Raw genomic sequence first — 22228 nt, 5'->3', positions numbered from 1 at the left:
ACAAACCCGAACGACTGCAATCGCCCAGCTCCGCCCAGAATGCCGCCGCGCAGCCGCCATCACCACGGCCAAAAGTCCATTGCGCGCCGCTGGCCGGCAACTGCAATCACCCACCTTCCCCTGGTTGCCGGTCAGCGGCCGGCACTACCACGGCCAAGGCTTCACGGCGGCGGAGTTGACATGCAGGCATTTACCTGCCTATTGTGATCCCACGGACGGCACCCCGCCGCCCACCGTGGAGCTGCAGTCATGGTGGATATCGCGCACAGAGTCGGCATCAACGCCCCATCGGCCCAGGTCTACCAGGCCCTGGCAACCCCCGAAGGCATCGCCGCCTGGTGGGCCGAAGACACCACCGGCGACCGCCATCCCGGCGGCACCGTCACCGCCCGCTTCACCGCCAAAGGCCAGGAAATCGGCGCCATGCAGATGAAGCTGCTGCAGCTGCAGCCAAGCGAGCGGGTGCTGTGGGAATTCATCTACGGCCCGCCGGAATGGATCGGCACCACCGCGCGCTTCGCCCTGCACCAGGACGGCGACTACTGCATCGTGCTGTTCACTCACGAAGGCTGGAAGAAACGCGTGGAGTTCATGCACCACTGCAGCACCAAGTGGGCCATCTTCCTGATGAGCCTGAAATCCCTGCTGGAAACCGGCCACGGCCAGCCCAGCCCGCACGACATCAAGATCGACAACTGGAACTGAAGGCCCCCATGGATGCAGACAAGGTGTTCAAGGCACTGGCCGACCCCACCCGCCGTACGCTGCTGGACCTGTTGTGCGAGCGCAACGGGCAGACGCTCGGGCAGCTCTGCGAGCACCTGCAGATGGCCCGGCAATCGGTCACCCAGCACCTTGGCCTGCTGGAAGACGCCAACCTGATCAGCACCGTCAGGCGCGGCCGCGAGAAGCTGCACTTCATCAACCCGGTGCCGCTGCACGACGTCTACACGCGCTGGGTAAGCAAGTTCGAGCAGCAGCGCCTGAGCCTGCTGCATGACCTCAAACAGGAACTGGAAGGAGAATGACGATGAGCGCTGAATCCACCCGTTTCATCCACGTGATCTATATCGCCTCCACGCCACAGAAGGTGTTCGAGGCCATCACCCGGCCGGAGATTGCCCGCACCTACTGGGGCCATGAAAACGTATCGGACTGGACACCCGGTTCGCGCTGGCAGCATGTGCGCGCCAATGACGAACGCAAGGTCGAATTGGTAGGCGACGTGGTGGAAAACACCCCACCCTCGCGGCTGGTGATCACCTGGGCGGCCGCCTCGCAGGCAGACAATCCGAAGGCCTACAGCCGGGTGACGTTCGAGATCGTGCCGTATGAGGACATGGTCAAGCTGACGGTGACCCATGACGAGCTGGAACCGGGCAGCGGCATGGATACCGGCATCCGCCAGGGCTGGCCGATCGTGCTGTCGAGCCTGAAGTCGTTGCTGGAAACCGGCAAAGGCCTGGACGTCTTCGCCAAACCCCAGTAGTGCCAGCCCATGGCTGGCAATCCCCCGGCCCAAGCCAACCCGTGAAGGCGCCTTGATTCTGCTGAACGACGCATGCAACGCGTATTGGCCGCTCACCCGTCAAGCACGCGTTACATCACGTCAACACGGCATCATTGCGACGCAGTCTAAATACCCTTCCACAGGTTCCTCTTGCAGCCCTCTTCCCCTTCGGCCGGTGAACCGGCCCCGTCGTCGCCGGCCTTCATTGAAGTTGTTGTTGTGCGGGCCGGTACCCACCTGTTTGCCATCGATGTCGACGCCGCGATTGAAATCCGCGGGCCGGAAACCTTTGATCGCCCCGGCAGTGGCACGCGCCCGCACCTCACCGTGCGCGGCCACGCCCTGCCGGTGGTCGATCTGCGTCAGGCCATCGGCTTGAGCGCGTTCGCCCACGGCTGCCCAGCCATGCTGCTGATGCATGCCGGCCCGGAGACCCTGGCTCTGGCCGTCGACGAGGTGCGGGACATCGAAAGCGTGCCACGCCACAAGGTGCAGCCCGCCACGGATATCACGTTCAAGTTCTGCAGCCATCACGTCACGCTGGGCGCGCTCGGCGAGATTCCCCTGATTGATCCAACGCGGCTTCGATAACGCCGAACGACCGCGCCAACCTCCCGATAACACCGGACCCCACACCGATCTCCCGGTAGCGCCGGGCCATGCCCGGCGGGCAGCCGGCCAGCTACCGCGCCGTCCAGCCGCCATCCACCGGCAGCGCCGTGCCGGTGATCTGTGCCGCCGCGTCCGAGGCCAGGAACACCACCATCTCCCCCAGCTGCTCAGGCGTCACGAACTGCAACGAAGGCTGCTTTTCAGCCAGCAGCGCGCGCGCCGCGGATTCCTGATCCGTGCCGTCCTTCTCGGCCAATGCCGTGATCTGCTGCTCGACCAGCGCCGTTCGCACCCACCCCGGGCAGATGGCGTTGGCGGTGATGCCGGTACCCGCGTTCTCCAACGCCGTTACCTTGGTGAACCCCACCACGCCGTGCTTCGCCGCCACATAGGCCGACTTGTTCACCGACCCAACGAGCCCATGCACCGACGCGATGTTGATGATGCGGCCGGCACCCTGCTGCTTCATGTAAGGCAAGGCCGCCGCCGTTGAGTGGAACACCGCCGAGAGATTCAGCGCGAGGATCGCATCCCACTTCGCTACGGGAAATTCCTCGATCGACGCGGTGTGCTGGATGCCCGCGTTGTTCACCAGGATGTCGATGCGCCCCATCTTGGCAACGGCCTGCGTGATCATCTCGCGCACCGCATCGCCACGGGAGAGGTCGGCGCCATCATGCGCCACCCGTACGCCGAACTCGGCTTCCAGGCCGGAGCGGATGCGTTCGATATCCTGCGCATCGCCAAATCCATTCAACACGATGTCGGCTCCCTGCCGCGCCAACGCAGTGGCAATGCCAAGACCGATACCGCTGGTGGAGCCGGTAACTACCGCGACTTTTCCGTTGAACATGGGCGAGCTTCCATTGGGCGTAGGCCGCCAGTGTAGCTCCACGGGCCAACCCCCTTTTGAATGGAACGGCCGATGTCGGCCCACGGTTAGAAGATGACGCTCGCTCGATCAACGGTCGCGAGCGGATTGGCCTTCCGCACCGCCTCCAGGAAGAGCAGAAAATCGCGGTTGAACAGCGTCAGATTGTTGGTGAACGTCACGCACTTTCTTCCCGATGCTTTACTGAAGCACACCTGCCAGACATAGCGCCCGTAGATGACATCGGAGGTTCGGGTGACGGAGGTGATCTGCGAGAGCGGAACGGCCGTGGGCACCGGGTCACGCCGCAGGTAGAAGGACTCCGCATCAAAGAAGTAGTGCTCCCGATCCTCTTTCCCATCCACCATCACCAAGGTCATGGACGTACCGGAAATCCGGCGAGGGGGATGCAAACGCAGCCCCGTTTTCACAGTAGAACGGGCAGTCGCTGACATTCGCCGAAGGATGAACCAAAGGATCACCAACGGAAGCGCCGCAAGGACAATGAAGCCCACGGTCTTCAAAACACCTTCCAATGCGCTTGCCACACAGATCTCCACGATGAACTTTCAGGCATTGGCGACGCCCAAGTAGATCCACGCCACGCGTGGATGCTCTGGCTTCAACACCCCATCACTTCCAATGATCCGGCCCCAAAAACGGCAGGCTCAACACAAACACCGGAACGGCCACAGGCACCAACGCCGCGCCCAGCACCTTCCCGGCCGTCGTCCCCACCCCCGGCTTGTCCGTATCGTCCGGCCGGATCCGCTCAGCCCGCGCGGTAATCGGCTGCGCCAGCTTCGCCTCCTCGGCCAGCGCCGCAGCGTCCGGCAACTTCACCCGCTCGCCATCACTCTCGAACAGCGCGCTGTAATAGCTGCCGCCCTGCCTGGAAAGATTGCAGTCCGGGTTGGCCGCCAGCTCGTAGCGGGTCCGTGCTTCAAGAATGTACGGCCGGCGCGTCAATCCATCGATGGCCTTGGCCACACGCGGGCTGATCTCCAACCGCTCCAGCTTGAACTGCGCGGCCTGTTCCGGCGTCACCTGCTCCGGCCGCAGCAGCAGCGCGTAGCTGCCATGCACCTTGCTCCTGTCGGCCGGTACGCGCCAGTCCTCACGGAAATACAGCTGCGCGCAGACCACGGCCTCGCGCAGCGGGCTGTCCATCAGCGCACGGTAATCACGGAACGGCGCCGCGTCGAAGCGCATCGGCTCGTCATAGACCGGCAACAGGTACAGCTTGCCGTCGTCGGCCACGAACGCGCCGGTGATCTCGCGATTGGAATGGTGGTAGTCCGGCCCAATGGCGCAGCCAGACAGCAGGGTCAAGCACAGGGCGGAGAGAATGAAGAGGACGGACGTACGCATGTCGTGTTGAATGGATTCCCTGGATAACCGGCCCCGCCCAAAGGAGCGAAGCCAGTCCACCATGGTGCCATGACGCAGCAGGCGATGAAAAAACCGACTTACTTCAACCGCTCTACCAACCGCTGCCCCACCTCCAGCGCCGAAGCCGGGTTCTGCCCGGTAATCAACTCACGATCCACCACCACATGCCCCGTCCACGGCGTGGCATTGCTGCTGAACTTCGCCCCCGCCCGCTGCAACGCCGTCTGCGGGTAGAACTTCATCTCACCGCCACCCAGCAGCGGCTTGGCCTGCTCTTCTTCCTGGTTGCTGATCACCGTCATCTGGTAGCCGCTGTAGATCCACTTCGGCGTAGCCGGCATCGCACCCGCTTCCAGCTTCGCCACGAAACCATCCGCATCCGGCAACGTGGACAGCAGCGCGATCGGCCCGTGGCAGACCAGCGCGGTGGTCTTGTTGCGCTGGTGGAAGTCGGCCAGCAGCCGGCCCAGCGCCGGGCTCTTCAGCAGGTCTTGCATCGGCGCGTGGCCACCGGGTATGTAGACCGCATCGAAACGCGCGTAACCCTGCTGCTCGACGCGCGCCAGGCTGACCACCGGCGAGGCGGTCGGCGAGGTCAACGCCAGTTTCTCCAGCAGGTCCTTGTGCAGCATCAGCTGCGGGGCATCGTTGCCGAAGTACGCCGCCGTCACCGAGGACGCATCCACCGTCGGCGCCCGCCCCTGCGGCGTGGCGAAGGTCACCTCGTGGCCCGCATCCAGCAGCAGCTTGACCGGCTGCATCAGCTCGTTGAGATAGAAGCCGGTGGACAGCACCTTGCCGTTCTTCAGGTCCAGATGGTTTTCGTCGGACAGCACCACCAGCACGTTGGCGGCATGTGCGCCGCTGGCGGCCAGGGTCAGGGCCAGCGCTGCGGCCAGTCGGGTCATCAGGTTCATGGGGAGCTCCTATCGGGGAATGGCCGCCACTTTATTCATCGCCCCAGCGGCGATAAATTGGCCCCATCGCAAAACATCTGTTCCCCGGAGAGCCAAATGAGCCGCAAGTTCGACTACCTGGGCGATGTGGAGGTGTTCCTGGCGGTGGTCGAGCACGGCTCGTTCACGGCCGGCGCGGTGGCGCTGTCCACCACGCCCTCGGTGTTGAGCCGCGCGGTCACCCGTCTGGAAGCGCGGCTGGGCCGGCAGCTGCTGCAGCGGACCACCCGCCGCGTGGGCCTGACCGACGCCGGGCGGCTCTATCTGGAACAGGTGCGCACCGCCTTCGGCTTGCTGGACGACGCCGAGCGCGACGTACTGGCCCAGGACGGTGCGCTGGCCGGCCGCGTGCGCCTGAGCGTGCCCACCACCTATGGCCACTACCGGCTGCCGCCCGTGCTGGCGCGCTTTGCGCAGCAGTACCCGCAGGTGCAGGTGGAACTGAACATCACCAACCGCAACGTGGACCTGGTGGCCGAAGGCTTCGACCTGGCCATTCGCCTGGGCCAGCTGCCGGACAGCGGGCTGGTGGGGCGGAAGCTGGAGGATGCGCCATTGCTGCTGGTGGCCGCACCGGACTACCTGCAGCGCCGCGGCACGCCACAAACGCTGGACAATCTACAGCAGCACCTGTGCCTGCCCTTCGTGATGCCGCGTACTGGGCGGCTGGCGCCGTGGGTATTCCGCGACGGCGGGCGCGACGTGGACTGGCTGCCGCGTTCGTCCATCGAGACCTCCGACGATGTGCTGGGTGTGGTATCGCTGGCCGAACAGGGCATCGGCATCTGCCAGAGCTATGAATTCATCGTGCGGGAGCGGTTGCAGCGTGGGCAGTTGGTGGAAGTGCTGCCGCAGCTAAGGGGGCGGTCGCGCCCGTTTTCGGTGATCTATGCGCCGCATCGGCGTCAGTCGTCGGCGGCGCGGGCGATGATTGAGGTGCTGGTGGGGAATGTGGCGGTGGTTGAGGACAGCGTTGGTTGAGGCTGCGAAGCTCGTTGGCGATGTCGTGTTTGAACCGATTGTTGGGGTGTGCGGCTGATCGGTCGCCGCTGTCTGCCGAGGCAGACTAAGAACTGTTGTAAAGAACGCCGTCGCGCTATTCGCTTGTGGCGCTGGCGATTGCGTCATTTGGAATCGCAATTGACAGAGCAGCTGCGCGAATGCGTCTGGCGGTGTCGCGTGCTGCACGAATGGTGCGTGCCACAATAGATCTTTGCTCTCGAATTCCACTTCTTATTCGCCATTTTCTATTGCCGTTCGGAGCGGCGGTGTAAACACCATGACGCGCCACCGAAAACGGGTGGCCGGGCGTGCAAACCCGAGACGTAGAGTGAAAACGCTTGCCAGTCGGCACCGTCCTTGAGGCGGTGCCGGCTGGCAATCCGTCGGCCTATATGGCGGGCGGTGCGTGGGGGCCTTCGGGCCCGCCGGTCACTTCTCTGCGTCCCGGTTTGCAACCCGCACCGTCCGCCACCCGCTCGCGCGGTGGCGCTGTTAAGCACAGCCAAGGAAACCGACGCCATGAGCGAATCCGAGACCTTCTCCTCGTACGACGCTGTTGAGCCCATCAACGGCGAAACCCCACTGCCGGACCTGAGCACCTTCTTGGGCATTCTCAAGCGGATGCGCGGATGCGAGGGGGCTGATGGGCTGCCCTGGCCGGAGAACGACGCATCACCCGGCCGCCGCGTGAGCTTGGCGAGAACCGAGCGCGCGTTGGTGGGGCTACTTACGGTGCTCGAGGTGCTGCACTCGGCCGACCGCTGCCGGGTGGCAACGGAGCCGGAGCGGCATTTGGATGAGGGGGTTGTGGATGGGTTGTTTCTGGCTTGCCGGGCGTTGGCTGAGTGGGCTTGTCGGGAGGTTAGGCCGGAGTGACCTGCTTCCCGGAGCATACCTACGGCAGACTTCGTCGAGCGTCACATCGAACAACGTCCGCTTCCGGCCAAAAGCGGATGTCCTAGCGGCATCAGTGGCGCGGGTGATCCTCTAGCCGTCTGCCCTCCCAAGAATCGTCTCTGAGCAAGCTATATCATTGATACGCGAGAAACTCGGCGTCCCAATTGCGCAACGCCGACAACTGATTCGATCCTATACGCGTCAGTAAGCTACACATCTCTAGAATGAGGCCTCCCGGCGTCTCGGCGAAGAGGGCCTAGATCAGCGCGTATGACCACTGCCCCCCTCAGACGGCACTGTGGTCTGAGCTTTTTCGCTTAACAATTAGATATATAACCTCGACCATCCCTTTGACACCCAACACGCAAGCAGTTGAGGCTATCCTGACTCCGGACGCAACTGTTAGAATTGCAAGACAACTACCCGAATGTAGACTTCACGGAAGATCTGGCTATTGGCCGATTGCCTTAGATCAACAGAGGACGATCTATGTCGCAGTGGATATATCTGGTACGTCGGTTTAGCTCATTTCTCGACGCAATCGAGCTCACCGCATTTCAACGAGCGGATGGTTTCACCAAAATTGCCAATGTGACGAAATGCCTCAACCAGGAGTACTGGGGGTCCGACTCGGCAATCGACAATAGCTTTGCGATTGGAAGTTGGGGTAAGGGCACCCAAGTGCGCCCCCCCAGAGATATAGACCTGTACTTCGTTCTTCCTAGCTCGGTATATTCTCGATTTGAGCGCCACGCTGGAAACAAGCAAAGCGCCCTCCTACAAGAAGTCAAAGGCAAGCTACTCACGACTTTCAGTCGAAGCGACATAAAGGGGGACGGCCCGGTAGTGGTGGCGGCCTTCACGACTTTCAACGTCGAGATTGTACCGGCCTTCCTATTGGATGCAGCGTCGAATTCCTACATTGTCTCTAATACTAAGAACGGAGGCTCCTATACGTTGACGACTCCGTTTGCTGAAGCATCTGCCATCGACTCAATTGACACGAATCATAACGGGAACCTGCGACCACTAATAAAGATTATGAAAACATGGCAGTACCACTGCAATGTCCCCATGAAATCATTCCATCTTGAATTGCTGGCCTCCAACTTCCTACGCGACTGGGCGTACAGCCATCAGTCACTTTTTTTCTATGACTGGATGTGCCGAGACTTCTTCGCTTGGCTTACAACAATGACCAACAGCAGTGTTTCCCGCCCAGGCACATTCGAGCTGGTTAACGTCGGCGACGCATGGGAGTCAAAAGCCAGATCTGCGTTGGGTGCTGCAGAGAAGGCTTGCGATTATGAACGAGACAACTTGAATTACCTTGCGGGCGACGAGTGGCAAAAAATTTTCGGAACTGATATCCCATGTCTAGCCATCTAGAGCCCAGCGTTGAGGAAATCAAGAAAGAATGCCGGCGACTTGAAGAGTCATGCCTCTACACGTCCACTTCCCTCTTCAGCTGGGAAAGGGAAGCGCGAGCACTGCGTATCGCTTTTATCGTGGTCCCAATCATACTAGGGGGCGTCGCCACCATTCGACCGCTCCTGCGCGAGCCATCATGGGATTGGCTTATTGCAATATGCGCGTTGGGTGCAGGTCTGTTCCCGGCCATTTTCAAAGCGCTCGACTGGGACGTCAGCGTAAAACTTGTAGGTGACAGCGCGAATCGATTCAAGAATTTGGAAAGTAGGTTCCGGCAGTTGGCTTGCTTCTCAGATGGCCAACAATATGACTCCATGAAGGCGTCGTTCGATGAACTCTATGAGAGACTTGAGGACGCACGCGCGTCGAATCCCACCCCGCCCGAAAGACACTTCAATAAGGCTCGGGCCAAGATTAAGAAGGGTCATTTCAAACAGGACTGAGACGCCCATACATATTTACTAGGTTGCGTCGCTGCATCCTTGTCCGGTTCCGACGGCAAGCCGTTGCGCAGCGGCTGTCTGTATGGCGAACTCTTGGCTTACATGCTGGTGGTGGTGACGGGGTGGTGGGCTAGGCGAAGGAGGTTTGGGATCAAACCGCGCTCCCGCAATAGCGCCCGCAACGGCTGGCGTCGCGGCTGTTGAGATGGGCTGGGCTTAGCATTTTGCCAAACTCGGGGGAAGGCGGCATAGTCCTGACACAGTGCCAATCAATCATTTGGCGGATTTCCCCATGATCAAGAAGGGCAAGGCAGCCGACGAAGCTCTCTTTGAGGAATACTACGTGCTGCGGTCACTCGGGCTGATTGGCTATGACCCAGATATGGCACTCACTGAGCTGGTGGCCGGCACGCGGAATAGCCAGATTCACGGACCCGCCAATTGCGTAATTGGGCAAAACAGGGGAGATTCAATGACACCGATTTTTGATTCTGAAGCCCATCTCGTAGCCTGGTTCTACGGGCATCACTTCTTCGACCTTAATCAGGAGTGGGTCGCCTTTGCTGCCAATGGCCATGTTTTTTCAGCGAGCCACAACACGTGGCTTGGACCGTTCCATAACGGCTCTCTCTTGGACACAAATGGCAAGCCGGTAGCGTGGCTTCAGAACACTGCGCCTAGCGGCTCTCTTAAGCCGCTGCAACCACTCAATGCACTCAAGCCCCTCAGGCCGTTGCACCCCCTCCGCCCACTTCAACCGCTAAGGCCTCTTCAACCACTTCGGCCTCTCGGAGGTTGGTCGAAAATGAGGTTCGATCAATGGCTGGCGCAGTAGCGCTTAACAATTCGCTCGCGCCGAAGCCGCATTACTGCTCGACTTAGTTCGCGATTTACGTATCTGGAGGTAGTACAGCGTGGAAAAAAGATACCAGGTTTTTGTCAGCTCAACTTTCGCCGACCTACAGCAAGAGCGCCAGGAAGTGATGCAGGCACTGCTTGAACTTGATTGCATTCCATCCGGCATGGAATTATTTCCAGCCGCCAACGAAGATCAATGGACGCTCATCAAAAAGGTGATTGATGACTGCGACTATTACATGGTCATCCTAGGGGGACGCTATGGAAGTATTGGCCCTAATGGCCATAGCTACACAGAGATGGAATATCGATACGCGCTGGAAAATGGAAAGCCAATTCTTGGCTTTGTTCACAAAGACCCATCTCAGATCGCAACGAGCAAATCGGAGCAGTCGGAAAGTGGGCGAGAGAAGCTTGGGGAGTTCCGAGAGTTTGTTCAGAAGCGCATGTGCCGCTTCTGGGAATCCCCAGCTGACTTGGGAAGCCAAGTCAGTCGCAGTCTCGTCAAACTGATCAAGACACATCCTAGTATTGGCTGGGTGCGAGGTGATCAAGTTCCTTCAGAGAGTGCTACAACTGAGATCTTGTCCCTTCGCAGGACAGTGGATGAGCTGGAGCGGAAACTTTCGACGGTAGCAACCGAAGCTCCGGAAGGTGCTAGTACGTTAGCGCAAGGCAGTGATCAGGCCTCTCTCGCCTATACGTTCATAGCTTCTCCAACAGACTACAAACACAATGGAGACACCTATACGGGAGACTCTGTACTCACCTGGGACGAAATTTTCTCCGCGCTTGCACCACTCATGATCGACGAGTCTGATGAGTCTGGATTGCGGCGCGCTCTTAATAGTCTTGTGAGAGCGAAGGAACACGAAGACCTCTCCTCACAGAGGGCCTTCAAAGGTTACCAGTTCTTTGATTTCACTGTGCGTGGGAACGACTTCCAGACCGTGAAGATTCAACTTCGGGCCCTAGGATTGATCACCAAGAGCAGTAAAAATCGCAGCGTGAAAGACACGGCTACATATTGGACACTAACACCCTATGGCGACAACCAAATGACCAAGCTGAGAGCGATTCAGCGCACAGAGGCCTAACATATTCGTTCAAGCCAAATTCGCTCCTCGCGGCGGCATATTTAGGGACTCGATGTCCGCATCCGGCCGGCAGTTCTGTGAAAATCAACGTTTGGTCCTGCACAACTACGGCTAAGCGTCCGCTTTCGGCCAGAAGCGGACATCTCTCTCGGCGTCGAATGAATGGTGCACTTCAACTCATGACTGAGTTTTAAGAACGGAGCTGAAATCAGACAATGTAAATCTATTCATTCCGGATGATTGCAGTGCATCCGTTACACATTGCAAGAATGCGAACAGGGACGCCTCCTTGCCGGTAGCTATCAACCATTCCTTCCTAGACATCTCTCGCCCGTAAAAAATTCCGCTCTCGATGCATAGAATTCCATTCGGAATCAATTTATCGTTAAATGATCCATAAATATCTAAAATACCTTCTTCCGAATCCGGGCCTTTAAAGCCGATCAAGAAGCTTGGAATAGAAATATCATCGTAGTTGTGATGCTCACCAGCCTTAACTGGAATCCGGTGCAGCCCTTTGATCTTCTTGATCTTCTCCATCCCCTCGCCCCCTTGTCTTGACAAGTCAGACTTAACCTCAAATGCCGCACATACTGATGGCGCCAAGTAGAGGCGATTACTGTCGCTACTGACAGGGAAGCTCAGGGAAAATGGCTGTTCTATTACAATGTCAACCTGTCCGGACTCATCTTTGTGCTGATCTATTATCGTCCCTGTTCCAACGCGATAGCTTGGCGGAATAATCAGGCTTAGCAACTGCTTGTTGACTATCTCTCGCTCTGCGCCTGTAATGCTAGGTGCATAGTTCGCGGAGTCAGCGTGCGCGCGCATGAGAGAGTGGTGGATTCCTTCGAGCTTCTGAAGCAAGAACTGTTGATTATTTCTCATGATGCATCAAAAGCCGTGAATGAATTGATACCACAGTGTATCGACAATTCTAATGCCAAGTACAGCATTCGACATGCCTCGCAACTTAGCGGGGTCACTCCAGAAGTTTCCTGATAGCCATGCGGGCCGCGCTCGACCGTGCGACTGGAGGACTCCAGAGTCTCTTACTCCTGAATGAAATGCGAGGGGGCAATAAGTTTCGTCAGAGAGGGGCGAGGAGGGCTAAACCCGCATCGTCTAACCTGCTGATCAAGATGTGCCCGCGACGTCTAAGGCTGAAAGGGGGGCACGATGGACTGCCACTGAACCAAGGCCCCTTGGGCGCGCATTTTCAGTTGGTCCTGTTCCATTCGTAGGCCCAATTCCAATGTCTGCTTCCGGCCAGTCGCGGATGTTCGAAACACCTGAATTAAGCCGCGTCGCGAAGCGGCGTAGGCTTGGACGAATTGTTAGCACTACTCGACACTTAGTATCAGCTCGGAGGCCGTTGCTGCCAGCTCTAAGTATCTGTCCGCTTCGTCTTGCGTGATGCTTACGTCTGAAAGATGTATTGCTTGGTTTCGCAACCTCCTCAGCTGCCGGACCAGCGCAGCGCTGCCTGGTGGGAGTCTTCCCAAACGAATCAATTCTTCCACGAAGAGAGAAGGGTTTACGCGTGGCACGCCAGCGCCTTGGACGAAGCCGGATTTGGCCGCGGCCTCTTCTACCAATACCCAAGCCTCAAGAATCGATGCGCGAGGTGAAACCTCTGCAATTCTGCGGAGTTGCTCAAGGCGCGACGTAAGTTCTGGCTTGTGGGGCAGTGCCAGGGGTACCGGGCCAGCTGCAGCGACCTTTGCTTCGGCTTTGTTCAAGCCTTCGTCAAAACTTGCCTCTAGATCCTTATACTTCAGCTGCGACACGCGTCTTAAGACCGAGCGAAGTTCATCCCGAAAGAGCATTGCGACCCAGATGATGGCCGCAGGCCACGCAATTCCAACAAGAAGATTTACAACAAGCTCCATGTCCCTTTCCTAGAAGTGCAGCCTCTGGAATTTGGCCGACCCGCGAAGCCGGATCGGCTTGAATGGACTGCTAGGACTCACTTGGCTGTGGCCACGTTCTGTACTTTCAAATAGCCCAAGGCAGCCATGCACACCTCAAGGTCCGCCCTGACATCTGTGTCTTCCCCAAACGTCGCTAGCTGCCAGTCAGGCTTGAGGGCATAAAGCAGATTCTCGATTACGTGGAGAAGATTTCCTGTGGAGGTTGGCCCGCCAAGATCATCAACAATGCGTGCAAGGAACTTCTTCTGATCGTCTGTAAACGCGTAAACTTCAATCATGGCCTTCTCTCTCTTTGCCTCAATTGCTATTGAATTAGGTATGAGCCGCTAAGGGCTGAGTTAAGCCACCCCGTGAAGTGGCGTCGGCTTTAATGAACTGTTAGGGGCCATCGATGATGGCGACGATCTGACCGCGACTTGCCAAGCGATTTTCGAACAAGTACGTCGCTCGCTCGTGATACGCGGCCTCTCGTTGGATTGTCATGAATCTCCCTGTCGCACCCAACTACAGAATGGGTGGCCCCATCGGTCCGGTTATATCAATTACCCACAAAACACGGCATTGTGGGCTCTCCCCATGATACAGCTCGATCTTAGGGCGTCTGCGTCCAGCTCACAAGCCAACGTATAGCCGGACCCAGCGCTAGAGCTCAGCGGCCGCATCAATGTCTGCTTTGGGTCGAGAGCGGACGCTAGCATTCTTGGTGAGGTTCTCTGGCGTCGGCGCGTCCGCTCTCGGCCAGAAGCGGACGTTGTCCTGCTAGCTCTAGGACGGTGGCTTAGCCGCCCCATCAGGCTCTCGAAGCCCGGCTCGGATTTCCTTCGCGACCTGCTTGGTGGATTCTGGCCAACCAAGCTCCATGGCCCCCACGCAGCCCCAGCAATCTCCGCCGCAGTCGACAGAGAGCAGATCGGCAGAGACGTCAAGCTTTCGACCGCAAATGTTGCACCGGTTGCTGATCATCGACATGTTCCTCATCAGAGAACCGAGCTGCTAGGGAGACTCATGTCCGCTTCCGGCCAGGAGCGGACGGTCGCGACTCCGGAATGAAGCCGACTCGCACAGCGAGATCGGCTTGAATGAATTGTTAGGCAGTCAGCCGTTGGCCTTGAAGAGCTGCCAGGTCGTCAATTGTTGCAAGACGGCGCAATCACCATCATTGTTCCAGACCGCCTTCCCAAGGCCCCAATAAAAACGGTGGATTGTGGTTCCGGAATTGTTTTTGGCCGTCGTGTTCTTTCCACTCTTTGTCCATAAAGAAACGAGATCTCCTTTCTTTACAGCCTTGTCCGGAAACCAGTATGTATGTCTGAGCTTGTTTGAAACCTTGTCATCATCGGTATATGTGGTGTCACACAACTGATACTTGCCAACGTCACAGTCAGCGGTGACTTGAAGCAATACATACTCTGAATCAAAGTCGCCCTGTCCGTGCACTGAAATAACTTTAACGTCCATATGTACTCTCCTGTCTACCTAACCACCTAAAAGACGGGCCCAGAGGTCCGGCTATACGACTTACCCACAAAGCGCCGTATTGCGGGCTTTCCCCTTGATACATCTCGATCTTAAGGCGACTGGGTCCGGCTAACAATCCAGCGTATAACCGTACCCAACGCTAACGCTAAGCCCGGCGGCAGCACCAATGGCCGGTATGGGTCGAAGGGGGACGTTACCACCGGGCCAGCCGCCAGGCCGTCCAAATGTCTGCTTCCGGCCAGGAGCAGACATTGATCAACATCTGAATTAAGCCGTATGGCGAAGGGGCGTCGGTCATAATAAATTGTTAGGGCGCTCTTGTGACCGCACCTTGAAGTCGCTCTAGTTCTCTCAGTTTATGAACCAGGAGCCTTGCTCCACTCTCGCCCACGAAATCTTCATACATGACCGTGCCGCCTCGAAAATGCAGATCTAAGCGGTTCAAGACGGCTCTTAGTGCAGTGAGCATCTCCTCTATCAATTTCCTGCTAATTCCGGTCAGTGGATCGGAACTACGATTGCTGAGGTAGTCATGATCCTGATGAGCGATGCGCTTGTTGCGATGCTCACGGGCGAACTCCGCTGCAACTAGTGCTTTGTCACAGAGACTCTGCACCTCGCCCTGCAGCTCTGTATCGGAGATTAGCGGAGGCAGAGACTGGATCGTAAGATTCTTCTTCTTGCCCGTGGTTGCCGGGTCCGTCATCCGAGTGACGCCCAATAGAACACTGTCCCACAGCTCGTCTTGAACGATTTTGAAGAACAGGCCAGAGGTCCGGTTAAGCAGGTGGACCGTGTCAGGGTCATCGCCGAAAAGCTGGCGGTACTGTTGCCAAAGAACTTGGAGTTCCACGAGCTTTCGGTGCAGCTCATAGAAGCTCGCCCCAAGCTCTTGTCCCATCGAGGAGATGTACTCACTACGGACTTCATCCATGGACCGCGTGACCATTGGTGTGCGCCCCAACTACCTAATAGTCGGACCCATTGGTCCGGTTATACGAAGTATCCACAAAGCACCGTACGGTGGATTCCCCCCTGATACAGCTCGATATTAGGGCGACTGGGTCCGGCTAACAAGCCGGCATAGAACCGGGCCTAGCACTAGCGGACACCACAAACAACAAGGGCGCCTCTCGGCGCCCTCGTTCTCTCAACTCACTCCCACTCAATAGTAGCCGGCGGTTTCCCCGAGATGTCATAAACCACCCTCGACACCCCCCGCAACTCATTGATGATCCGGTTGCTCACCGTCCCCAGGAACTCATACGGCAGATGCGCCCAGTGCGCGGTCATGAAGTCAATCGTCTCCACGGCCCGCAGTGCAATCACCCACTCATAAGCACGCGCATCGCCCACCACGCCCACCGACTTCACTGGCAGGAACACGGCAAACGCCTGGCTGGTCTTGTCATACAGATCCGCCTTGCGCAGCTCATCAATGAAGATGGCATCGGCCTTGGCCAGCAGCTCGGCGTATTCGCGCTTCACTTCGCCCAGAATGCGCACGCCCAGGCCCGGGCCCGGGAACGGATGGCGGTAGACCATGGTGCGCGGCAGGCCCAGTTCAACGCCCAGGCGGCGCACTTCGTCCTTGAACAGCTCGCGCAGCGGCTCCACCAGGCCCAGCTTCATGTGCTCCGGCAGGCCGCCCACGTTGTGGTGGCTCTTGATCACATGCGCCTTGCCGGTCTTGCTGCCGGCCGACTCGATCACGTCCGGGTAGATGGTGCCCTGCGCCAGCCACTTGGCGTTCTTCAGCTTGTTCGACTCTTCGTCGAAGATCTCAACGAACAGGTTGCCGATGATCTTGCGCTTGGCTTCCGGGTCGCTCACGCCTTCAAGCGCAGCGAAGTAACGGTCGGCGGCGTTCACGCGCACCACCTTTACGCCCATGTGCTCGGCAAACATCGCCATCACCTGGTCGCCTTCCTGCCAGCGCAGCAGGCCGGTATCCACGAACACGCAGGTCAGCTTCTCGCCGATGGCCTTGTGCAGCAGCGCAGCCACCACGGACGAATCGACGCCGCCGGACAGGCCCAGGATCACTTCGTCATCGCCCACTTGATCTCTTACGCGGGCGATCTGGTCGTCGATGATGTTGGCGGCGGTCCACAGGGTCTGGCAGCCGCACACGTCCACCACGAAGCGGCGCAGCAGCGCCTGGCCCTGCAGGGTGTGGGTCACTTCCGGGTGGAACTGCACGCCGTACCAGCGCTTTTCTTCGTTGGCCATGGCGGCCACCGGAATGCGGTCGGTGGTGGCGGTGATGGTGAAGCCCGGCGGTGCAACGGAGACGTGGTCGCCGTGGCTCATCCAGACATTCAACTTCGGCTCGCCGCCGTGGTCGCTCAGGCCCTTGAACAGCGCATCCGGGTTGATCACGTTCACTTCGGCGTGGCCGAACTCGCGCTGGTCAGCCGCTTCGGTGGCACCGCCCAGCTGTGCGGCCAGGGTCTGCATGCCGTAGCAGATGCCGAAGATCGGCAGGCCGCTGTCGAACACTTCCTGCGGCGCGGCGGGCGCGCCCGGCAGCGTGGTCGATTCCGGGCCACCGGACAGGATGATGCCCTTCGCGCCGAAGCCGGCGATCTCGGCCGGGTTGTGGTCCCACGCCCAGATTTCGCAGTAGACGCCCAGCTCGCGGATGCGGCGGGCAATCAGCTGCGTGTACTGCGCGCCGAAATCGAGGATGAGGATCTTGTCGTTATGGATGTTGGTCATGGCGCCCCGGCAATGCAGTAGGGAAAACGAAAAAGTCAGAATTTTTCAGCGGCAGATGGAGAAAGAGGAACGGGAATCAGCTTCCTCGTTCCTCTTTGCTCGTCCCGCATCAGGAGCGGTAGTTCGGCGGCTCTTTGGTGATCGTCACGTCGTGGACGTGGCTCTCGCGCTGGCCGGCGCCGCTGATCTTCACGAACTTGGGCTTGCTGCGCATGTCCTCGACGGTGGCGCAGCCCACGTAGCCCATGGTGGCGCGCAGGCCGCCCATCAGCTGGTGGATGATGCCGCCCACCGGGCCGCGGTACGGCACGCGACCTTCAATGCCTTCGGGCACCAGCTTGTCGGCGGTAGCGGCGTCCTGGAAGTAACGGTCCTTGGACCCCTTCTCCATTGCGGCCAGCGAGCCCATGCCGCGGTAGCTCTTGTACGAACGGCCCTGGAACAGCTCGGTTTCGCCCGGCGATTCCTCGGTACCGGCCAGCAGGCCACCAATCATGATGGTGGAGGCACCGGCGGCCAGCGCCTTGCCGATGTCGCCGGAGTAGCGGATGCCACCGTCGGCGATCAGCGGGATGCGGTCCTGCAGCGCTTCGGCCACCAGGTCGATCGCGGTGATCTGCGGCACGCCCACGCCGGCCACGACGCGGGTGGTGCAGATCGAGCCCGGGCCGATGCCCACCTTCACTGCGTCCGCGCCGCTGTCCAGCAGCGCCAGCGCGGCTTCACCGGTGCAGATGTTGCCGCCGATGACCTGCACGTTCGGGAAATTCTTCTTGACCCAGCTGACGCGGTCCAGCACGCCCTGCGAATGGCCGTGCGCGGTATCGACCACGATCACGTCCACGCCGGCGGCGACCAGCGCTTCAACGCGGCGATCGGTATCGCCGCCCACGCCGACGGCGGCGCCGACCAGCAGGCGGGTGGCGATGTCCTTGGCAGCGTTCGGGAAGTCGGTGTTCTTCTGGATGTCCTTGACGGTGATCAGGCCACGCAGGGCGAAATCATCGTTGACCACCAGCACCTTTTCGATGCGGTTGCGGTGCAGCAGCTGCAGCACTTCATCAGACGCGGCGCCTTCCTTGACCGTGATCAGGCGATCCTTCTTGGTCATGATGTGGCGGACCGGATCGTCCAGCTCGGTCTCGAAGCGCATGTCGCGATGGGTCACGATGCCGGCCAGCAGGCCGTCGCTGCCCACCACCGGCACGCCGGAGATGTTGTGCGCCTGGGTCAGGGCCAGCACGTCGCGGATGGTGGTTTCCGGGCCGACGGTGATCGGGTCGCGGATGACGCCGGCCTCGAACTTCTTGACCTTGGCCACTTCGGCGGCCTGCTGCTCCACGCTCAGGTTCTTGTGGATGATGCCCATGCCGCCCAGCTGTGCCATGGCGATGGCCAGGCGTGCTTCGGTGACGGTGTCCATGGCTGCGGACAGGATCGGAAGCTTGAGCTTCAGGTCACGGGTCAACCGCGTTTCGAGGTTGACGTCCTTGGGCAGGATGGTCGAATGAGCGGGGACGAGCGAGACGTCGTCGTAGGTGAGAGCTTCAGCCTGGATGCGCAGCATCGGCATACCCGAGATGTGGGGAAGCGCGACATTTTACCTTGTTTTGGCAGCCTGTGGCAGGGGGTAGATGCGACGCAGTGTCGCGCGGGCGGCAATTGGTTCAGACGCCGGCGCACCGCCCTTGGTAGCTGCCAACCTTGGTTGGCAAACAACCGGGAGGCCTTTGCCCCACCTGGGGTCCTGGCGCCTGAATGTTCGTGCCAACCAAGGTTGGCATCTACCAAGAGCGGGTCATGCGGACCGGCGGGAATTACGGGGCATCGACGCGACCCCGGTAGCGCCGGGCCATGCCCGGCGGATTGTTGCGGCGCCGCTGCGCTCGCCGGGCATGGCCCGGCGCTACCAAGCCCCACCGCAAGCACCCCAGCCCGGTCAGGCCCCGGCTTCCGCCGCTTCCAACGTGTTCTGCATCAACGTGGCCACGGTCATCGGGCCCACGCCGCCCGGCACCGGGGTGATCCAGCTCGCCCGCTGCGCTGCGGCCTCGAACCCGACATCGCCCACCAACCGGCCGTCGTCCAACCGGTTGATGCCGACGTCGATCACCACCGCGCCCGGCTTCACCCACTCGCCCGGCACGATGCCCGGGCGGCCCACCGCCACCACCAGGATGTCGGCATTGCGCACGGCCTGTTCCAGCACGTCCTTGGGGGTGAACTTGTGGCAGCTGGTCACGGTGCAGCCGGCAATCAGCAGCTCCAGGCCCATCGGCCGGCCAACGTGGTTGCTGACGCCGACGATGGTGGCGTTGCGGCCGCGCACGGGCTGGTCGGTGTGGCCCAGCAGCGTGGTGATGCCGCGCGGGGTGCACGGGCGCAGGCCGAACTCCCGCAGGGCCAGATGGCCGACGTTTTCCGGATGGAAACCGTCCACGTCCTTGCGCGGGTCGATGCGCTGGATCAGCCGGCGCGCATCGGGAATGCCCGGCAGCGGCAGCTGGATCAGGATGCCGTTGATCTTCGGGTCGGCGTTGAGCTGGTCGATCAGGTCGAGCAGCTCGGCCTCGGTGGTGCCGGCCGGCAGGTCGTAGTCATAGGCTTCGATACCGACCTTCTCTGCCGCGCGGCGCTTGTTGCGCACGTACACGGTGGAGGCCGGGTCGCCACCCACCAGCACCACGGCCAGGCCCGGGCGGCTGCCACCAGCCGCAACACGGGCGTCGACCCGCACCTTCAGGCTGTCGAGCAGGTCCTCGGCGATACGGCGGCCATCGAGGATGCGGGCAGGAAGCTGGGAGGCGGAGTCGGTCATCGGGGGCAGGCGTGGGGCGGCGGGGACGCTATTGTCCCCGATTCACGGCCCCTCGCCCACCGCCGCGATCGCCCGCTGCGCTCGCCGGGCATGGCCCGGCGCTACCCACGAATCGCGCGAACCCCGGTAGCGCCGGGCCATGCCCGGCGAGCGCGAAGCGCGGCGCGTGACGGTCATTCCTCTTCTTCTTCCGGCACTTCATCCGCATTGAGCGTGCGTGCCTTGCGCTTGGGCGCGGTGAACGGCGTCGGCGTCGGCACACCCGGCAGCGCGCTGCCGAACACCATATGCGCGCCGGCCCGCAGATTGCCGCCGGCCATTTCAAGTTCGAAGCGTTCGGCGTCGCGCTCGCGGATCTGCTCGGCGATCTCGCGGGCGTCGTCTTCCTCGGCGCCCAGCTCCACTAGCGCGGCCTGCCCGAACAGCAGCGCCGACTCGAAGGTTTCGCGGATCTGGAAGTCCACGCCGGCATGGATCAGCCGCAGCGAATGCTCACGGTCGAACGAGCGCACCAGCAGCTTGGCCTGCGGGAACTGATGGGCCACCAGTTCGACGATGCGGTCGGCATCCTCGGCATTGTTCACGCACACCGCCACCGCCCGCGCACTGCCCGCACCGGAGGCATGCAGCACGTCCAAGCGGGTACCGTCGCCGTAATAGATCTTGAAACCGAAGCGCTCGGCGTTGTGGATCATCTCCACGTCGTTGTCGATGATGGTCACGTCCACGTCGCGGGCCAGCAGCGACTGGCTGGCCACCTGGCCGAAGCGGCCAAAGCCGATCAGCAGCACGCTGCCGGACAGGCCATCGGCGGTATCCACGCCTTCCAGGCTGACGGTCGGCTTTGGCGCCACGCGCTTGTAGACCAGCACCACCAGCGGCGTCAGTGCCATCGACAGCACCACCACGGCGGTGAAGTTGGCATTGATGTCCAAGCTGATCACGCCGGCGCTGGCAGCCGCCGAGAACAGCACGAAGGCGAACTCGCCGCCCTGCGCCATCAGCACGCCACGGTCCAGCGCCTGCGCATGGTCGCTGCCCATCAGTCGCGCCACCACGTAGATGCACAGCGCCTTGGCCGCCATCAGCGCCACCACCAGGCCGAGGATCATCGGCCAGTTGCCGGCCACCACGCCCAGGTCCAGCGCCATGCCCACGCTGAGGAAGAACAGGCCCAGCAGGATGCCGCGGAACGGTTCGATGTCCGCTTCGATCTGGTGGCGGAAGGTCGATTCGCTCAGCAGCACGCCGGCCAGGAACGCGCCCATCGCCATCGACAACCCGGACAGCTGCATCAGCAGCGCCGCACCCAGCACCACCAGCAGTGCGGCGGCGGTCATCACTTCGCGCGCCTTCGATTCGGCCAGTACGCGGAACAGCGGATTGAGCAGGAAGCGGCCGACCAGCACCAGGCCGACGATGGCGCCCACGCCGATCGCCACCGACATCCAGCGCGAGCCCTCGCCATCGGCGCTGCCGGCGGCTGGTGCCATCCACGCAACAAGCGCCAGCAACGGCACGATCAGCAGGTCTTCGAACAACAGGATCGAGACGATCTTCTGCCCCGACGGCAGCGCGATGTCGCCGCGCTCGGCCAGCAGCTGCATCACCACTGCGGTGGAGGTCAGCACGAAGCCGGTTGCGCCGATGAAGGCGATCTGCCACGGCAGCCCGAACAGCTTGGCGATGCTGGTCAGCACCAGCGCGCAGGTGACGATCTGCAGCGTGCCCAGGCCGAAGATTTCCTTGCGCAGGCTCCACAGGTGCGAGGGCCGCATTTCCAGGCCGATGACAAACAGGAACATGACCACGCCGAGTTCGGCGGTATGCAGGATCGCCTGCGGGTCGGAGAACCAGCCCAGCCCGAACGGGCCGATCGCCAGGCCGGCGGCGAAGTAGCCCAGCACCGAGCCCAGGCCGAGCCGACGGAACAGCGGCACCATCACCACCGCTGCGCCCAACAGGGCGACGACCTTGACCAGCTCGCTGGTCGCTGCTTCTACCGCCATGCGGTGGGTTCCCCGGAAATCGAAATCGGCCTCAACGATAGAGCAACACCGATGACGGCAATAGCACGTGTGTTGCGTTTTATTGTCTTGGAGATGGAACGATGCCCGGAATGACCCCCAACATCATCCCGAAACCGGACGCATCCATCCACGCATGGCGTGGATCTACCGGCGCATTAGTAGATCCACGCCATGCGT

General features: G+C 60.6%; 23 protein-coding genes. 10 read left to right on the top strand and 13 right to left on the bottom strand.

Annotated elements, in window-relative coordinates; translation table 11 throughout:
* Positions 1 to 249 precede the first annotated feature (249 nt).
* From HFK18_RS14980 to HFK18_RS14965, 4 genes are all read left to right on the top strand, one after another.
* Positions 250 to 705 carry an SRPBCC domain-containing protein gene (locus tag HFK18_RS14980; protein WP_180166861.1) on the top strand — a complete coding sequence of 152 codons (456 nt, stop codon included), beginning with the start codon at positions 250 to 252 and terminating at the stop codon, positions 703 to 705.
* Between the two features lie 8 nt (positions 706 to 713).
* Positions 714 to 1028 carry a metalloregulator ArsR/SmtB family transcription factor gene (locus HFK18_RS14975; RefSeq protein ID WP_100436164.1) on the top strand — a complete coding sequence of 105 codons (315 nt, stop codon included), beginning with the start codon at positions 714 to 716 and terminating at the stop codon, positions 1026 to 1028.
* Between the two features lie 2 nt (positions 1029 to 1030).
* The gene (locus tag HFK18_RS14970) at positions 1031 to 1489 is read left to right on the top strand and encodes an SRPBCC family protein (protein ID WP_165376935.1); all 459 of its coding nucleotides are present in this window, start codon (positions 1031 to 1033) and stop codon (positions 1487 to 1489) included.
* A 171-nt stretch (positions 1490 to 1660) separates the two neighbouring features.
* On the top strand, positions 1661 to 2101 hold the full coding sequence (locus HFK18_RS14965) for a chemotaxis protein CheW (RefSeq protein ID WP_218946775.1): 441 nt from the start codon (positions 1661 to 1663) through the stop codon (positions 2099 to 2101).
* A gap of 91 nt (positions 2102 to 2192) precedes the next feature.
* Here HFK18_RS14965 and HFK18_RS14960 read toward each other — a convergent pair whose 3' ends face one another.
* The 4 genes from HFK18_RS14960 to HFK18_RS14945 all read right to left on the bottom strand — a co-directional run bounded on the left by HFK18_RS14960 (position 2193) and on the right by HFK18_RS14945 (position 5302).
* Positions 2193 to 2975: a 3-hydroxybutyrate dehydrogenase gene (locus HFK18_RS14960; protein ID WP_180166860.1), complete on the bottom strand. Its 783-nt coding sequence runs from the start codon at positions 2973 to 2975 to the stop codon at positions 2193 to 2195.
* An 86-nt stretch (positions 2976 to 3061) separates the two neighbouring features.
* The gene (locus tag HFK18_RS14955) at positions 3062 to 3541 is read right to left on the bottom strand and encodes a hypothetical protein (RefSeq protein WP_343202967.1); all 480 of its coding nucleotides are present in this window, start codon (positions 3539 to 3541) and stop codon (positions 3062 to 3064) included.
* Positions 3542 to 3626: 85 nt separating this feature from the next.
* Positions 3627 to 4364 (bottom strand): hypothetical protein, encoded by a 738-nt coding sequence (locus HFK18_RS14950; protein ID WP_180167433.1) that lies wholly within the window; start codon positions 4362 to 4364, stop codon positions 3627 to 3629.
* Between the two features lie 98 nt (positions 4365 to 4462).
* Entirely contained in the window at positions 4463 to 5302 is an 840-nt protein-coding gene (locus HFK18_RS14945) for a type 1 glutamine amidotransferase domain-containing protein (RefSeq protein ID WP_180166859.1), read from the bottom strand.
* Positions 5303 to 5398: 96 nt separating this feature from the next.
* Between HFK18_RS14945 and HFK18_RS14940 the strand changes: the two genes are divergently transcribed.
* The 6 genes from HFK18_RS14940 (at position 5399) to HFK18_RS14915 (ending at position 11069) form a co-directional block, all read left to right on the top strand.
* On the top strand, positions 5399 to 6322 hold the full coding sequence (locus tag HFK18_RS14940) for a LysR family transcriptional regulator (RefSeq protein ID WP_180166858.1): 924 nt from the start codon (positions 5399 to 5401) through the stop codon (positions 6320 to 6322).
* Positions 6323 to 6862: 540 nt separating this feature from the next.
* Positions 6863 to 7219: a hypothetical protein gene (locus HFK18_RS14935; protein ID WP_180166857.1), complete on the top strand. Its 357-nt coding sequence runs from the start codon at positions 6863 to 6865 to the stop codon at positions 7217 to 7219.
* A 510-nt stretch (positions 7220 to 7729) separates the two neighbouring features.
* Positions 7730 to 8629, top strand: coding sequence for a nucleotidyltransferase (locus tag HFK18_RS14930; RefSeq protein WP_180166856.1), 900 nt, complete (start codon positions 7730 to 7732; stop codon positions 8627 to 8629).
* Complete coding sequence (locus tag HFK18_RS14925; protein ID WP_180166855.1) at positions 8614 to 9114, top strand: hypothetical protein; 501 nt, start codon at positions 8614 to 8616, stop codon at positions 9112 to 9114. Before HFK18_RS14930 ends, HFK18_RS14925 begins: the two co-directional genes overlap by 16 nt.
* A 292-nt stretch (positions 9115 to 9406) precedes the next feature.
* Positions 9407 to 9949, top strand: a complete 543-nt coding sequence (locus HFK18_RS14920; protein WP_218946774.1) for a 4-fold beta flower protein — start codon at positions 9407 to 9409, stop codon at positions 9947 to 9949.
* Between the two features lie 79 nt (positions 9950 to 10028).
* Complete coding sequence (locus HFK18_RS14915; protein ID WP_180166854.1) at positions 10029 to 11069, top strand: DUF4062 domain-containing protein; 1041 nt, start codon at positions 10029 to 10031, stop codon at positions 11067 to 11069.
* A 177-nt stretch (positions 11070 to 11246) separates the two neighbouring features.
* On the opposite strand, the gene HFK18_RS14910 is transcribed toward HFK18_RS14915, so the two are convergent.
* From HFK18_RS14910 to HFK18_RS14870, 9 genes are all read right to left on the bottom strand, one after another.
* Positions 11247 to 11957, bottom strand: a complete 711-nt coding sequence (locus HFK18_RS14910) for a DUF6602 domain-containing protein (RefSeq protein WP_180166853.1) — start codon at positions 11955 to 11957, stop codon at positions 11247 to 11249.
* A gap of 455 nt (positions 11958 to 12412) precedes the next feature.
* Positions 12413 to 12961, bottom strand: a complete 549-nt coding sequence (locus HFK18_RS21710) for a hypothetical protein (RefSeq protein WP_218946773.1) — start codon at positions 12959 to 12961, stop codon at positions 12413 to 12415.
* Between the two features lie 77 nt (positions 12962 to 13038).
* Positions 13039 to 13281, bottom strand: a complete 243-nt coding sequence (locus HFK18_RS14900; RefSeq protein WP_180166852.1) for a hypothetical protein — start codon at positions 13279 to 13281, stop codon at positions 13039 to 13041.
* A gap of 817 nt (positions 13282 to 14098) precedes the next feature.
* On the bottom strand, positions 14099 to 14461 hold the full coding sequence (locus HFK18_RS14895) for a hypothetical protein (RefSeq protein WP_180166851.1): 363 nt from the start codon (positions 14459 to 14461) through the stop codon (positions 14099 to 14101).
* Positions 14462 to 14789: 328 nt separating this feature from the next.
* The gene (locus HFK18_RS14890; RefSeq protein WP_180166850.1) at positions 14790 to 15431 is read right to left on the bottom strand and encodes a hypothetical protein; all 642 of its coding nucleotides are present in this window, start codon (positions 15429 to 15431) and stop codon (positions 14790 to 14792) included.
* Between the two features lie 206 nt (positions 15432 to 15637).
* Positions 15638 to 17203 (bottom strand): glutamine-hydrolyzing GMP synthase, encoded by a 1566-nt coding sequence (gene guaA, locus HFK18_RS14885; RefSeq protein WP_154263286.1) that lies wholly within the window; start codon positions 17201 to 17203, stop codon positions 15638 to 15640.
* A gap of 109 nt (positions 17204 to 17312) precedes the next feature.
* Positions 17313 to 18770 carry an IMP dehydrogenase gene (guaB, locus tag HFK18_RS14880; RefSeq protein WP_032976170.1) on the bottom strand — a complete coding sequence of 486 codons (1458 nt, stop codon included), beginning with the start codon at positions 18768 to 18770 and terminating at the stop codon, positions 17313 to 17315.
* 372 nt (positions 18771 to 19142) lie between these two features.
* Entirely contained in the window at positions 19143 to 20021 is an 879-nt protein-coding gene (folD, locus tag HFK18_RS14875; RefSeq protein WP_180166849.1) for a bifunctional methylenetetrahydrofolate dehydrogenase/methenyltetrahydrofolate cyclohydrolase FolD, read from the bottom strand.
* 173 nt (positions 20022 to 20194) lie between these two features.
* Positions 20195 to 22030, bottom strand: coding sequence for a monovalent cation:proton antiporter-2 (CPA2) family protein (locus tag HFK18_RS14870; protein WP_180166848.1), 1836 nt, complete (start codon positions 22028 to 22030; stop codon positions 20195 to 20197).
* Positions 22031 to 22228 lie beyond the last annotated feature (198 nt).

It is taken from the genome of Stenotrophomonas sp. SbOxS2 (assembly GCF_013416715.1).
GTDB classification, from domain to species: domain Bacteria; phylum Pseudomonadota; class Gammaproteobacteria; order Xanthomonadales; family Xanthomonadaceae; genus Stenotrophomonas; species Stenotrophomonas lactitubi.
This window is presented reverse-complemented; position numbering and strand designations above follow the sequence as displayed.

Coding starts and splice junctions, on each gene's coding strand:
- HFK18_RS14980 (WP_180166861.1), top strand. CDS start 250: ATGGTGGATATCGCGCACAGAGTCGGCATCAACGCCCCATCGGCCCAG.
- HFK18_RS14975 (WP_100436164.1), top strand. CDS start 714: ATGGATGCAGACAAGGTGTTCAAGGCACTGGCCGACCCCACCCGCCGT.
- HFK18_RS14970 (WP_165376935.1), top strand. CDS start 1,031: ATGAGCGCTGAATCCACCCGTTTCATCCACGTGATCTATATCGCCTCC.
- HFK18_RS14960 (WP_180166860.1), bottom strand. CDS start 2,975: ATGTTCAACGGAAAAGTCGCGGTAGTTACCGGCTCCACCAGCGGTATC.
- HFK18_RS14950 (WP_180167433.1), bottom strand. CDS start 4,364: ATGCGTACGTCCGTCCTCTTCATTCTCTCCGCCCTGTGCTTGACCCTG.
- HFK18_RS14945 (WP_180166859.1), bottom strand. CDS start 5,302: ATGAACCTGATGACCCGACTGGCCGCAGCGCTGGCCCTGACCCTGGCC.
- HFK18_RS14940 (WP_180166858.1), top strand. CDS start 5,399: ATGAGCCGCAAGTTCGACTACCTGGGCGATGTGGAGGTGTTCCTGGCG.
- HFK18_RS14935 (WP_180166857.1), top strand. CDS start 6,863: ATGAGCGAATCCGAGACCTTCTCCTCGTACGACGCTGTTGAGCCCATC.
- HFK18_RS14930 (WP_180166856.1), top strand. CDS start 7,730: ATGTCGCAGTGGATATATCTGGTACGTCGGTTTAGCTCATTTCTCGAC.
- HFK18_RS14925 (WP_180166855.1), top strand. CDS start 8,614: ATGTCTAGCCATCTAGAGCCCAGCGTTGAGGAAATCAAGAAAGAATGC.
- HFK18_RS14920 (WP_218946774.1), top strand. CDS start 9,407: ATGATCAAGAAGGGCAAGGCAGCCGACGAAGCTCTCTTTGAGGAATAC.
- HFK18_RS14910 (WP_180166853.1), bottom strand. CDS start 11,957: ATGAGAAATAATCAACAGTTCTTGCTTCAGAAGCTCGAAGGAATCCAC.
- HFK18_RS21710 (WP_218946773.1), bottom strand. CDS start 12,961: ATGGAGCTTGTTGTAAATCTTCTTGTTGGAATTGCGTGGCCTGCGGCC.
- HFK18_RS14900 (WP_180166852.1), bottom strand. CDS start 13,281: ATGATTGAAGTTTACGCGTTTACAGACGATCAGAAGAAGTTCCTTGCA.
- HFK18_RS14895 (WP_180166851.1), bottom strand. CDS start 14,461: ATGGACGTTAAAGTTATTTCAGTGCACGGACAGGGCGACTTTGATTCA.
- HFK18_RS14890 (WP_180166850.1), bottom strand. CDS start 15,431: ATGGTCACGCGGTCCATGGATGAAGTCCGTAGTGAGTACATCTCCTCG.
- guaA (WP_154263286.1), bottom strand. CDS start 17,203: ATGACCAACATCCATAACGACAAGATCCTCATCCTCGATTTCGGCGCG.
- guaB (WP_032976170.1), bottom strand. CDS start 18,770: ATGCTGCGCATCCAGGCTGAAGCTCTCACCTACGACGACGTCTCGCTC.
- folD (WP_180166849.1), bottom strand. CDS start 20,021: ATGACCGACTCCGCCTCCCAGCTTCCTGCCCGCATCCTCGATGGCCGC.
- HFK18_RS14870 (WP_180166848.1), bottom strand. CDS start 22,030: ATGGCGGTAGAAGCAGCGACCAGCGAGCTGGTCAAGGTCGTCGCCCTG.